Here is an 11,355-nt window from a genome sequence, read left to right on the forward strand (position 1 = left end):
GACCTGCGCCTCGCGCGCTATTTCGGCATGTCGGAAGGTTTCTTTCTCGGCTTGCAGGCAGACTACGATCTGATGGAACGGCGGCGGGAAATTGAAGGCGAGTTGAAGAGGATTGGGCCGAGGGCGGCGTAAGGCTGTGGGGATGTCAGCAGATTGGGAAAGAGGATGGAGGAATGAGCGAGTCCAATCCGGATGAGAGCATTGAGGCGCGCAAGTACCTGCGATACGTCCAGAAGTATGAAGAGGCCAACGTTTACTGGTCCGAAGTCCATCAAACATTCAGTGGTATTGCCGCCGACTTCGGAAAAGCAGGGCTTCAGGCGGTTTTGCTGCTAAACGGCGCGGCTTTGGGTGTTTTGCCTGCCTTGCTTGCATCAGCTGATATTGAACAAGCTACTATTTCCCGTGCCGCTTGTTGGTTCGTGGCGGGAATAGCATTTTCTTTCTTTGCTTTTCTCTTCGCATATTTCAATTACTCGCAGCTTGCAGATGTAACGCGCCCACGGGCAAAACACCTCAAAGACTTAGCTCACCAGTATGGTTATCCGACACCAATTGACGAGGATGCGGAAACTACTGACAGCAAATCTTGGAGATATAATGCTGTGGTGGATGTGACTCGTTGGGTGGCGGTATTTCTCTGCATGGGAGCTTTCGCCGCATTCGTTATCGGGGTTTACGCATTGCTATGAGCGTTCCGCCTTGTGGCTTCTGGATTGCCGGGTCAAGCTCGGCAAAGACGAAGGGGGGCGTCCCCTCAATCCTCGCTCTTCACCAGCACGTATGACCCCGGCGCATCTTCCAGCACCTTGAGCTTGCCGGCGCCCGGTTTGCGCGCGGGGACCATTTCGCCTGACTTCTCGCTCAACCATTGTTCCCAGTCCGGCCACCAGGAGCCCTTGTGGTCGGTGGCGCCTTCGATCCATTCGGCGGCGGTGGCGGGGAGGTTGTCGTTCAGCCAGTGATTGTATTTGCCGGCGGCGGGCGGGTTGATGACGCCGGCGATGTGGCCGGAGCCGGCGCAGATGAAGCGCACCGGGCCGCCGAAGAGTTTCGTTGCTTTGTACACGGAGTTATAGGGCGAGATGTGATCCTCGCGGCTCGACTGCAGATAGACCGGTACCTTCACCTTGTGAAGGTCGAGCGTTTCGCCGCCGAGCACCATGCGGCCCTCGGCGAGTTTGTTCTCGAGATAGCACTCACGCAGATAGCCGACATGCATGGCCGAGGGCAGGCGGGTTGCATCCGCGTTCCAGAACAATATGTCGAAGGGCATCGGCTCGCGGCCCAGGAGGTAGTTGTTGACGACATAGTTCCATATGAGGTCGTTCGAACGCAGCATGTTGAAGGTCGAGGCCATGGTCGAGCCCTTCAGGTAACCGCCTTCCTGATGCATCTGGCGTTCGATGTCGGCGATCTGTTCCTCGTCGATGAAGACCTTGAGTTCGCCGGCCTCGGTGAAATCGACCTGCGTGACGAGGAAGGTCGCCGATTTGATGCGGGCGTCGCCGCGCGCGGCCATATGCGCCAGCGAGCTCGCGAGCAGCGTGCCGCCGATGCAATAGCCGACGGCGTTGACTTCCTTCTCGCCGGTCGCAAGTTCGACGGCATCGAGCGCCGCATAGACGCCCTCGATCATGTAGTCCTCGAAGGTCTTCAGGGCGAGGCGCGCGTCGGGGTTGACCCAGCTTGCGACGAAGACCGTGTAGCCCTTGCCGACCGCATGCCTGATGAAGGATTTTTCGGGCGTCAGATCGAGGATGTAATATTTGTTGATCCAGGGCGGGAAGATGACGAGCGGGCGCTTGTGCACCGTTTCGGTTGCCGGCTCATACTGAATGAGCTGCATCAGCTCGTTCTGGAAGACGACCTTGCCCGGCGTCGTCGCGATGTTGACGCCCAGCGTGAAGGCCGTCATGTCGGTCTGCTGGATGTCGATGTGGCCGTGGCCGCGCTCGATATCCTCCAGCAGGTGTTCCATGCCGGCGACGAGGTTTTCGCCGTTCGAGTTCAAGGTCGCGCGCAGGATTTCCGGATTGGTGAAAATGAAATTCGAGGGCGAGATCGCATTGGCGATCTGGCGGATATAGAAGTCGGCCTGTTCGCGCGTATGCGGATCGACGCCCTCGGCGGCGCGCACGCGGTCGGTCAGCCATTTGCCGGTCAAGAGGTAGGACTGCTTCATCAGGTCGAAGACGATGTTTTCCTGCCAGTCGGGATCGCGGAAGCGCTTGTCGCTGCGGCTCGGGGTTGCGATCGGCGGCACGTCCTCGCCGAGCAGGAAGCGGCGCGTCATCGAGCCGGCAAGGGTCAGATAACCCTGCCAGAGCGCCATCTGCGCCTCGACCAGTTTGGCCGGGTTGGTCAGGTAGCTGCCGACGACCGCCATCAACGTGCGGCCGACACGCTGGAGTTCGTGAAGGTTGCGGTCGGCGCCGGCGGGCGATTCGTCGGCGTCCATCAGCAGGCGCGCCGCCTTCTGGCCCAATGTGGCGGCCTGCAGCAGGTTGACGGCGAGCGCGCCCATGTCGGGCATGGCGAAGCCCTGGGGCGTCTTTTCCGCCGACGGGATGAGGGGCGCCGATTTTTCGGCAATGGGATTTCGAGGCGAGGCGGCTGTTTTCTTGCGGCTTTTCGGCGAACTCATCTCAGGGTCCCTGGGGGCGTTTCCGGATCGACTTACCCGTCGATATGGGCTGGAGAGGCGTCATGTCACGCCCTCGCGGCGACAAAATCTTTCGTTGCCCGAGCCTATACTATACGCTGCCGCGTGTCCGCCGGATGACGCCCCTGGGGTGCCCGGGCGGGCTGGCGAAAACAGGATTCAGGGAGTTTCAGAGATGTCCGCTCAGGCGAAGGTGGGGCCGGCCGTGGCAGCGGTCCTTCTGGCGGGGTTGCTGGCAGGCGGCTGTTCGGCGATTTCCGACTCGGCCAAGCCCGACGCCATGTATGGCGGTACGCCGGCGGCGTCGGCAAAGGGCACGACATTCCCCGATCTGCGCAGCGTGCCTGAAACGCGGCCCGAGGTTGCCTCCACCGCGGAACAGCAGCAGATGGCCGAAGGACTTGCCGCGGACCGCGACCAGGCGCGCCATGCCGACCAGCTCCTGCGCAGCGGCACGGGCGCGCCCGCCTCGACGCAGCGCGCCGGACCGATGCCGCCGCCGCTGCCGTCGCTCGACGATGTTCCGCCCGAGGTTCTCAACGGTCGCAGCTCGCTTTACGAGGATGCGCCCGTGATCCCGATGCCGGCGCGGGGCGGGCACAGCGACATGGCCGCGGTCTTCAAGATCGAGACGGCGGCCAAGGCGCCGACCGCCGATGAAGCCGCCATCGTGACCGAGGACGGTGCGCCCGCCGTGTCGTCGGGCGCCGATACCGGCCCCGAGATCACGCCGGCGCCCACCAAGCGGGTCGATGTGAAGCCGGTCATCGGCCAGACCCCGGACGCCAGCCAGCCCTGAAAAGCGCCAGCGGCGGGTCCCACGGGGCTTTGGCAGGGCGGCCTTTGGCGTTATAAGGGCGCCCGTGGCCCGGCCGTGCGGGTTTTCAGTGTCTCCAGGGATCTGCCATGAGCGAAGAGTTTCATCGCATAAAGCGTCTGCCGCCTTACGTTTTCGAGAGTGTCAACAAGCTCAAAGCGCGGGCGCGCGCCGAAGGCAAGGACATCATCGATTTCGGCATGGGCAATCCCGACATGCCGACGCCGCCGCATATCGTCGAGAAGCTGATCGAGGCGGTGCGCGATCCGAAGACGCATCGCTATTCGGCCTCGCGCGGCATTCCGGGCCTCAGGCGCGCGCAGGCGGCTTACTACGAGCGCCGCTTCGGCGTGACGCTCAATCCGGAAACGGAAGTCATTGCGACGCTGGGCTCCAAGGAAGGGCTCGCCAATCTGGCGCAGGCGATCACGGCGCCGGGCGATGTGATCCTCTGTCCGAACCCGAGCTATCCGATCCATGCCTTCGGCTTCATCATTTCGGGCGCCGTCATCCGTTCGGTGCCGTTCGAAAGCCCGGACGGCTTTTTCGACATGCTGGAGCGCGGCGTGCGCCACAGCGTACCGAAGCCGGTGGCGCTGGTGGTGTCCTATCCGTCGAACCCGACGGCGCAGGTCGCCGATCTCGATTTCTACCGCGAGGTGGTGGCCTTCGCGGCCAAGCACGATCTCTTCATCATTTCCGATCTCGCCTATTCGGAAATCTATTTCGACGGCAATCCGCCGCCTTCGATCCTGCAGGTGCCCGGCGCGCGCGAGCGTACGGTCGAATTCACCTCGCTGTCGAAGACCTATGCGATGCCGGGCTGGCGCATGGGTTTTGCGGTCGGTAACGAGCGGCTGATCAATGCGCTCGGCCGCGTCAAATCCTATCTCGACTACGGCGCCTTCACGCCGATCCAGGTCGCCGCGACGGCGGCCTTGAACGGGCCGCAGGACTGCGTGCGCGAAATTCGCGGTATCTATCAGAGCCGCCGCGACGTGCTGGTCGACAGCATGGCGCGTTCCGGCTGGGACATTCCCTCGCCGCCGGCCAGCATGTTCGCCTGGTCGCCGATCCCGGAGAAGTTCCGTCATCTCGGATCGCTCGGCTTCGCGACGATCCTGCTCGAACAGGCCGATGTCGCGGTCTCGCCGGGCATCGCCTTCGGCGAATATGGCGACGGGCATGTGCGCATCGGGCTTGTCGAGAACGAGCAGCGCATCCGGCAGGCGGCGCGCAACGTCAAGCGCATGATGACCCATGCCGACCAGATCATCGCCGAGTATGAAGAGCGCATCGGCATCAAGGCGAGCGTCGTGCCCCACCCGAATGCAACGAGGGCGGGCCGGACGTGACAAAGGTTCTGCGGCTAGGCATTGCCGGCCTCGGCACGGTCGGGGCGGGCGTGGTCAAGATTTTGGCCGCGCGCGGCGCCCATTTGTCGGCCGCCACCGGCTGTCCCATCGAGATCGTCGCGGTGTCGGCGCGCGACACCAACAAGGATCGCGGTATCGACCTCACGGGCATTCGCTGGGAGCGCGACCCGCTGGCGCTGGCGACAGCCGGCGATGTCGATGTGGTGGCCGAGATGATCGGCGGTTCGGAAGGCGTGGCGCGCGATCTCGTCGAGGCGGCGCTGAAGGCCGGCAAGCATGTCGTGACCGCTAACAAGGCTCTTGTCGCCCATCACGGCACGGCGCTGGCGCGGCTGGCGGAAGCGAAGGGCGTCGCGCTCAATTACGAGGCGGCGGTGGCGGGCGGCATCCCCATCGTCAAGACGATGCGCGAGGCGCTGGCCGCTAACGAGATCCGCAGCATTCACGGCATCCTCAACGGCACCTGCAACTACATCCTGACCGAGATGGAGACGACGGGCCGCGACTTTGCCGATGTGCTGAAGGATGCGCAGGCGCTCGGCTATGCCGAGGCCGATCCGTCGTTCGATGTCGGCGGCATCGATGCCGCGCACAAGCTTGCCATCCTGACGAGCCTCGCCTTCGGCACCGAAGTCGATTTCGGCGCCGTGCAGATCGAGGGCATCGAGAAGATCAGCGCCACCGACATCTCGTTTGCGCGCGAGTTCGGCTACAAGATTCGGCTGCTTGCCATCGCCGAAAAGCTCGAAAGCGGCATCGTGCAGCGCGTGCATCCGGCGCTGGTGCCGGACGGAACGCCGCTTGCGGCGGTCTCGGGCGTCTACAATGCGGTGGCGATCGATGCCGACCGCGTCGGGCATATGGTGCTCGAGGGGCGCGGCGCCGGCGAGGGGCCGACCGCCTCGGCCGTTCTCGCCGATATTGTCGATATCGCACGCGGGCTCGTTATGCCGCCTTTCATCGTACCGGCAGATCGCTTGAAAAAACTTGCTCAACCCTCTGTGGATACACATAAAAAAGCGTTCTATCTTCGGGTGCGAGCGGTCGACCGGGCGGGCAGCATGGCCGAAATCACGCAGGCGCTGGCGCGGGCTTCGGTCTCGATCGAGCGGATTGTGCAGCGCGGCGACCGGCAGGACGGCAGCGGGCGGCTGCCTGTCGTTTTCGTGACGCATGAGACCGACGAGGGCACAATGGCCCGCGCGCGGGCACATTTGGCAGAACACGAAGATGTCGCGGGAACACCGCTGGTTTTGAGAATAGAAGATGGCGAGTTGCGCTGACCGGCGCTGACGATAAAACGACCCGGGGCGATGCGGGCGAGACCAGATGGGAATTTCGATGAGTGGGAAGACGACGAAGCTGAACCGCATGCTGGCGCTGGAGATGGGGCGCGTCACCGAACGGGCGGCGGTTTGTTCGTCGCTCTGGGTCGGGCGCGGCGACGAGAAGTCGGCCGACCAGGCCGCCGTCGACGCCATGCGCAAGGAACTCAACGTGCTCGACATCGACGGCACGGTGGTGATCGGCGAGGGCGAGCGGGACGAAGCGCCGATGCTTTATATCGGCGAGAAGGTCGGCACCGGCAAGGGACCGAAAGTCGACATCGCGCTCGATCCCCTGGAAGGCACGACGCTGACCGCCAAGGCGATGCCGAATGCGATGACCGTACTCGCGGCGGCGCAGGGTGGCACGCTGCTGAACGCGCCGGACTGCTACATGGACAAGATCGCCATCGGCGGCGGCTATCCGGCCGGCCTTGTCGACCTCGACGCGACGCCGGCCGAGAACCTCGAGGCGCTGGCCAAGGCCCGGAAGGTCGGCGTGGCGCAGATTACGGCCTGCATCCTCGACCGGCCGCGCCATGCCGATCTCATTCGCGCGGTGCGCGAGGCCGGCGCGCGGGTGACGCTGATCACCGACGGCGACATTGCCGGCGTCATCGCGACGACCGATCACGAGACCGGCATCGACATCTATATGGGTGTCGGCGGCGCGCCCGAAGGCGTGCTGGCGGCGGCGGCGCTGCGCTGCATCGGCGGCCAGATGCAGGGCCGCCTCATCACCAATGTCGAAGAGCAGAAGACGCGGGCGGCCAGCATGGGCGTCAAGGATTTCAACAAGAAATTCGACATGAGCGAGATGGCGTCGGGCGACGTGATTTTCGCGGCAACCGGCGTCACCGATGGCTGGCTGCTCGACGGTATCCATCACGAGCGCGGCGGCGTCACGACCAATACCATCGTCATGCGTTCGGCGACGGGCACCGTGCGGCGTCTCAACTCGTTCCATTCCGCGATCGAAAAATTCACCTGAGCCGCGAGGCTTGCAAGGAGGCGGGTTGACCGGAACGTTGACGAGACACTTTCTCGGCGTCGACCGTTCGGTGAGCGGGCGCGCCTGGGTGAGCCGTCTGGCCGACGATCGTCTGGCGCTCGCCATCGCGCAGCGCGAGGGGCTGCCCGAGATTGTCGCCCGCGTGCTGGCGGGGCGGGGCGTCGCGCCTGAAGATTGCGCGGCCTATCTGGCGCCATCGCTGAAAAGCCTGATGCCCGATCCGCGCGCGCTTGTCGACATGGAGAAGGCGGCGGCGCGCGTCGCCCGGGCGATCATGGATGGTGAGAAGGTTGCGGTCTTCGGCGATTACGATGTCGATGGTGCGACATCCTCGGCGCTGCTCCATCGTTTCTTCCATGCCGTCGGCAGCGAGCTGCGCGTCTACATCCCGGATCGCATCCGCGAGGGCTACGGGCCCAATGCGCCGGCGCTGCTGCGGCTGAAGCAGGAAGGCATCGGCCTTGTCGTCACGGTCGATTGCGGCACCATGGCGCACAAGGCGCTCGGGCTCGCGGCCGATGCGGGTCTTCCCTCGATCGTCATCGACCATCATCAGGCCGAGCCGGCCTTGCCGCCGGCCTATGCGCTGGTCAACCCGAACCGGCTCGACGACGAGAGCGGGCTTGGCCAGCTTGCGGCGGTCGGCGTCGCCTTTCTTTTTGTGGTTGCCATCAACCGGGCGCTGCGCGATGCGGGATTTTATGCGGGCCGCGCCGAGCCCGACCTGATGCAATGGCTCGATCTCGTGGCGCTCGGCACGGTATGTGACGTGGTGCCGCTGACGGGGCTCAACCGCGCCTTTGTCGCGCAAGGCCTGCGCGTCATGGCGCGGCGGCGCAATGTCGGGCTTGCGGCGCTTGCCGATGTGGCGCGCATGAACGGCGCGCCCTCGACCTATCATCTCGGCTTCCTGCTCGGTCCCCGCGTCAATGCCGGCGGCCGTGTCGGCCGCGCCGATCTCGGCGCGCGGCTGCTTGTCACCGAAGACGAGGAGGAGGCGCGTGCGCTTGCCGAGGAACTCAATGTAATGAATGCCGAGCGTCAGGCGATCGAGGCGCAGGTACTCGAGGAAGCGCTGGCGCAGGTCGAGGCGCGGCTTTCGGCGGCCCGCGTCAACACGCCGCCGCCGCTTATCCTGGCGCAGGCGCGGGGCTGGCATCCCGGCGTCATCGGCATCGTCGCGAGCCGCCTCAAGGACAAATACGACCGGCCGACATTTGTGCTCGCCTTCGATGCGAAGGGGGAGGGCAAGGGCTCGGGCCGCTCCATCGCCGGCGTCGATCTCGGCCGCGCCGTCACCGCCGCGCTTGAGGCTGGCCTCCTCGTCAATGGCGGCGGTCATGCGATGGCGGCCGGCATCACGCTCAACGAGACCAAACTCGAAGCCTTCGAGGCCTTTCTGACGAAGCGCCTCGAAGAGCCGGTCGCCGCCGCCTCGGAAGCCAAGGCGCTCCGGCTCGACGGCGCGCTGTCGGTGCGCGGCGCGACGCGCGATCTCTACGATCTGATCCAGCAGGCGGGCCCTTATGGGGCCGGCAATGCCGAACCGCGTTTCGCGGTGCCGTCGGTGCGGGTCGTGAAGGCCGATCTCGTCGGCCGCGCGCATGTGCGCTGCATTCTGACCGGCGAGGATGGCGGAAGGCTGAAAGCGATTGCCTTTCGTGCCGCCGAGACGCCGCTGGGGCAAGCGCTGATGGACAAGGGTAGCGGTCTCCTCCATGTCGCGGGGCGCCTGACGGCCGACGACTGGCAGGGCAAGCGCGACGTGCAGCTCACGCTCGAGGACGCGGTGCCCACGCGCGATGCCGCGCCCTGAAAATCCGGTGTTTGCCGGACGTTCGGGCGGTTTCCAGGGGTTGCCAGCCGCCCCCCGGCCCCTTATAAGGCGCGCTCGTGGCTGGTTTCGCCACAGGCCTGCGCGGCCCAAATGCGCCCTTCGTCTATCGGTTAGGACGCCAGATTTTCATTCTGGAAAGAGGGGTTCGACTCCCCTAGGGCGTACCACTTGCCGGCGCGCAGGCGCCGTGGTGATCCACTCTCAAAAGCGGCCGTAATCGAACTGGCTGCCGGGCCGGATATAGGGCTGGCCGGCGGCGTCGAGGCATTCGTCGACGCGCCACTGGGTCATGCGGCCGAACGAATCCGGCGCATCCATCATCACCGTGCGGCAGGCGGCGGGCCGCTCGCCTGCATCGTCGCTGCCATAGGCGGCGCGGCGCTCGGCCTCGAGACGGGCCGCTTCGAGACGCCGGTATTCCATGGAGTCCATCGACCCCCGGCCCGGCTGGCAGCATTCCGGCGACACGTAGCGCGGCGTGACCTCGAGGCCCGGCCGCATGCTGTCGTCGAGGCCCTGATGGAAACTCAAATTCGGATCGTCCTGGATATAGGGATCGGCGGCCAGCGGCGATGCCGAAAATCCAAGAACGGCGACAAGCGCCGCTATGCATCCAGACCGGGTCATGGCGGAAAGCCTAACACAGAAATCCGGACCCCTCAGTCGAATTTCATCGCCTGATCCGGGCCCTGGCCGGCGGCTGCGTGCAGCTTGTTCAGCCAGGCGAGCAGCAGCGGGGCGGCGGCCGGCATCGAGCCGTTATGATCGTGCGGGCCGAGGTTGACGGCCTCGATATCGGCGCCCCGGGCGCGCATGGCGCGTTCAGCATGGAGCGCCTCCTCCGGCACCACATCGCGATCGGCCTCGCCGTAATAGAGGCGCACCGGCGCCTGGGGATGCCAGTCGCTGATGTCGTTCTCGGCGAGTACCGCGAGCAGCCAGTGCGGTCCGTCATTGTCGAAGGCGTCGAGGAAGGCATCGTTGAACATGCGGCGCGGTTCGGCGGGCAGGGCGGCGATGATTTCGTCGGGCGCGTGCGGATTGCCGAACAGGTCTTCGGCCAGCGTCGCATATTCGGGCGTCAGCACGCTGTCCAGCGGCTGCCCGTAGCGGACGGCATAGCCGCGCGCCATATAGGCGAGATAGAGCGCGTGCGATTGCGCGCCGCCAGCCATGGCCGCTGCGAGGGAGATATTGCGCAGGTCGTAGGCGCTCGACACCGGCGCCGCGCCCAGCACCTCTTCGCCGCGTTCTTCAAGCAAGCGCATGGCCGCCAGGCTTGCATGGCCGCCTTGTGAAAAGCCGGACAGGAAAACAGGGTCCGGCGGTATGCCCTCGATCCGCCGCGCCGCCGCGATCATGTCGGTCACGGCGCGGGCCGCATCGTCGGCGACGAGATAGGGGTGGGGCTCTTGCGAAACGCCGAGGCCGATATAGTCGGGCGCGACCAGCGCATAGCCGTTGCCGGCAAAAACGATGGCGGCGGCGACGCCGGTGCCGTCCGGCGCCGAGGGCACGCGGTCGCGGGAGGTCGTGGTGCCGTGCTGGAAGCTCACCAGCCGCTTCGGCGTCACGCTGCGCGGCAGCGCCAGCAAGCCGCTTGCCACGATTTCACGGCCCGCCGCGTCGCGGGTCCGGTAGATCATGCGGTAGCAGTCGACGCCGTGATCGACACCGATGCCGGAGACGCCGGCCAGCCGAAGCAGGACGCGGCTCTCGATGGCGCCATAGGATTTCAGCGGCGTCAGTTCGACGCCGTTCGGCGCGGCGCGCGGCGCGGGCTCGGCACAGGCGGCAAGGAACAGCAGTACGGCCACGACCGCCCCCGTTCTGCCCGGTGTCCTCCGCATGTCTCCCCCTCGCGCGATCGTGTCCGCCGCCGAATCTAGCGGCGGGCGGTGGGGGCCGCTAGTGGCTTCCTACCAGTGGCCGGTATTCGGCATCGACGCCCACGGCTCGACCGGGGCGAGCGCGCCGCCCTTTTGCAGCAGTTCGATCGAGATATTGTCGGGCGAGCGCACAAAGGCCATGCGGCCGTCGCGGGGCGGGCGGTTGATCGTCACCCCGGCCTTCATCAATCTCTCGCAGATCGCATAGATATCCTCGACCTCATAGGCCAGATGGCCGAAATTGCGGCCCTCGCCGAGCGCCTCCTCGTCCCAGTTCCAGGTCAGCTCGACCTGGGCTTCCTTCTGGCCGGGGGCGGCCAGGAAGACGAGGCTGAAACGGCCGCCTTCATTATCGAAACGGCCGAGATTTTCGAGGCCGAGCTTGTCGCAATAGAATTCCAGCGCCTTGTCGAGATTGCCGACGCGCACCATCG

The 11,355-nt window shown here is 65.4% G+C and carries 11 protein-coding genes and 1 tRNA gene; 8 read left to right on the forward strand and 4 right to left on the reverse strand.

Annotation, left to right across the window (positions count from 1 at the left end; all coding sequences use genetic code 11):
• Both WEB61_RS14320 and WEB61_RS14325 read left to right on the forward strand, forming a co-directional pair.
• Positions 1 to 132 (forward strand): transcriptional regulator (locus WEB61_RS14320; RefSeq protein ID WP_368065028.1); only part of this gene is annotated, 132 nt, incomplete at its 5' end.
• A 41-nt stretch (positions 133 to 173) separates the two neighbouring features.
• A complete protein-coding gene (locus WEB61_RS14325; protein WP_368065018.1) occupies positions 174 to 692 on the forward strand; it encodes a hypothetical protein in 519 nt (172 codons plus the stop codon).
• Positions 693 to 757: 65 nt separating this feature from the next.
• Here WEB61_RS14325 and WEB61_RS14330 read toward each other — a convergent pair whose 3' ends face one another.
• Positions 758 to 2,647, reverse strand: coding sequence for a PHA/PHB synthase family protein (locus WEB61_RS14330; protein ID WP_368065019.1), 1,890 nt, complete (start codon positions 2,645 to 2,647; stop codon positions 758 to 760).
• Between the two features lie 193 nt (positions 2,648 to 2,840).
• On the opposite strand from WEB61_RS14330, the gene WEB61_RS14335 reads away from it, so the two are divergent.
• The 6 genes from WEB61_RS14335 (at position 2,841) to WEB61_RS14360 (ending at position 9,199) form a co-directional block, all read left to right on the forward strand.
• Positions 2,841 to 3,464 (forward strand): hypothetical protein, encoded by a 624-nt coding sequence (locus tag WEB61_RS14335; RefSeq protein WP_368065020.1) that lies wholly within the window; start codon positions 2,841 to 2,843, stop codon positions 3,462 to 3,464.
• 107 nt (positions 3,465 to 3,571) lie between these two features.
• Entirely contained in the window at positions 3,572 to 4,837 is a 1,266-nt protein-coding gene (locus WEB61_RS14340) for an LL-diaminopimelate aminotransferase (protein ID WP_368065021.1), read from the forward strand.
• Positions 4,834 to 6,141 carry a homoserine dehydrogenase gene (locus tag WEB61_RS14345; RefSeq protein WP_368065022.1) on the forward strand — a complete coding sequence of 436 codons (1,308 nt, stop codon included), beginning with the start codon at positions 4,834 to 4,836 and terminating at the stop codon, positions 6,139 to 6,141. The genes WEB61_RS14340 and WEB61_RS14345 overlap by 4 nt, the downstream gene beginning before the upstream one ends.
• 58 nt (positions 6,142 to 6,199) lie before the next feature.
• A complete protein-coding gene (gene glpX / locus WEB61_RS14350; RefSeq protein WP_368065023.1) occupies positions 6,200 to 7,174 on the forward strand; it encodes a class II fructose-bisphosphatase in 975 nt (324 codons plus the stop codon).
• Between the two features lie 25 nt (positions 7,175 to 7,199).
• On the forward strand, positions 7,200 to 9,011 hold the full coding sequence (gene recJ, locus WEB61_RS14355; protein ID WP_368065024.1) for a single-stranded-DNA-specific exonuclease RecJ: 1,812 nt from the start codon (positions 7,200 to 7,202) through the stop codon (positions 9,009 to 9,011).
• 113 nt (positions 9,012 to 9,124) lie between these two features.
• Positions 9,125 to 9,199 (forward strand) — tRNA-Glu (locus WEB61_RS14360).
• Between the two features lie 34 nt (positions 9,200 to 9,233).
• Here WEB61_RS14360 and WEB61_RS14365 read toward each other — a convergent pair.
• The 3 genes from WEB61_RS14365 to WEB61_RS14375 all read right to left on the reverse strand — a co-directional run bounded on the left by WEB61_RS14365 (position 9,234) and on the right by WEB61_RS14375 (position 11,353).
• Positions 9,234 to 9,659 (reverse strand): hypothetical protein, encoded by a 426-nt coding sequence (locus tag WEB61_RS14365; protein WP_368065025.1) that lies wholly within the window; start codon positions 9,657 to 9,659, stop codon positions 9,234 to 9,236.
• Between the two features lie 32 nt (positions 9,660 to 9,691).
• A complete protein-coding gene (locus WEB61_RS14370; RefSeq protein WP_368065026.1) occupies positions 9,692 to 10,849 on the reverse strand; it encodes a lipase family protein in 1,158 nt (385 codons plus the stop codon).
• Between the two features lie 102 nt (positions 10,850 to 10,951).
• Entirely contained in the window at positions 10,952 to 11,353 is a 402-nt protein-coding gene (locus WEB61_RS14375) for a VOC family protein (protein ID WP_368065027.1), read from the reverse strand.
• Positions 11,354 to 11,355 lie beyond the last annotated feature (2 nt).

The sequence above is a fragment of the Parvibaculum sp. genome (genome assembly GCF_040882025.1).
Taxonomy (GTDB): domain Bacteria; phylum Pseudomonadota; class Alphaproteobacteria; order Parvibaculales; family Parvibaculaceae; genus Parvibaculum.